We start from the raw sequence: 917 nt of genomic DNA, 5'->3' as shown, positions 1-917 counted from the left end.
GGCTCGCTCCCACATGGGATCTGCAGTGAACACAAGGTTCGTGCACACCACCGATCAACTGTGGGAGCGAGCCTGCTCGCGATGAGGCCGGAACCGTCAGCGAAGATTCAAACCTTCGGCATCGTCGCCACCATCGACGGCCGCTGGCTCACCTCGAAATACCAGGCCGCCAGCTGGGGATTCGCCTCGCGCCATTGCAGATCCGGGTGGCGCAGGTCGAGGTAACCCAGCGCACACGCCACGCTGATCGCCGCCACATCGAAATGGCTGGTCAGCTCGGCAATCGCGTCCTTCTCCAACAGCGCCAGTGCGCGACGAATCTTGTCGCGCTGGCCATCGAGCCATTCGTCCCACTGTTTTTCGGGGGCGCGCAGGACCACTTCATAACGAACCACCACCGACGCGTCCATGATCCCGTCGGCCAGCGAGGCCAGGGTCAAACGGCGCCAGCGGGCCGAACCGTCGCGGGGGATCAGCGGGTTGCCGACGTGTTGATGATCGAGGTAATCGAGGATCACCCGGCTGTCATGGATAACGTTGCCGTCGGCCAGGCGCAGGGCCGGGATCTTGCCCAGCGGGTTGTCTTCGTTGAGCGCCTGATCCGGGCTTACCGGTGTGAGCACGCAGTCTTGCAACGCCACGCGGTCGGTCTGACCGGTTTCGTGCAGCAGCACCATGACTTTGCGGACGAAGGGCGATAACGAATTGTGGAACAGGGTCATGCTGGGGGCGGACATGGCAGCGTCTCGGAGTTGGGCAATGCTGGGCAGCATAGCGCGTTCAAGAGATTGCTCAAGATCGTGGGGGCGAGCCTGCTCGCGAAGAGGTCGTTTACATTCAGCACCCCTGTTGAATGTCAGGCCGCCATCGCGCGCAGGCTCGCTCCCACAAGGATCAGCGGCGTTGCAGCAGGCCGC

At 63.1% G+C, this 917-nt stretch carries 1 protein-coding gene; it reads right to left on the bottom strand.

The genetic code is table 11. The annotated features are described in order from the left end of the window. Nucleotides 1-107: 107 nt before the first annotated feature. Complete coding sequence (locus QMX98_RS34750) at nt 108-737, bottom strand: glutathione S-transferase (RefSeq protein WP_077747449.1); 630 nt, start codon at nt 735-737, stop codon at nt 108-110. Nucleotides 738-917 lie beyond the last annotated feature (180 nt).

Origin of the sequence: Pseudomonas sp. PS02303 (assembly GCF_029959925.1) — a bacterium.
GTDB classification, from domain to species: Bacteria; Pseudomonadota; Gammaproteobacteria; order Pseudomonadales; family Pseudomonadaceae; genus Aquipseudomonas; species Aquipseudomonas mandelii.
Note: the sequence above shows the minus strand (reverse complement) of the source record. Positions and strands in the feature narration are given on the sequence as shown.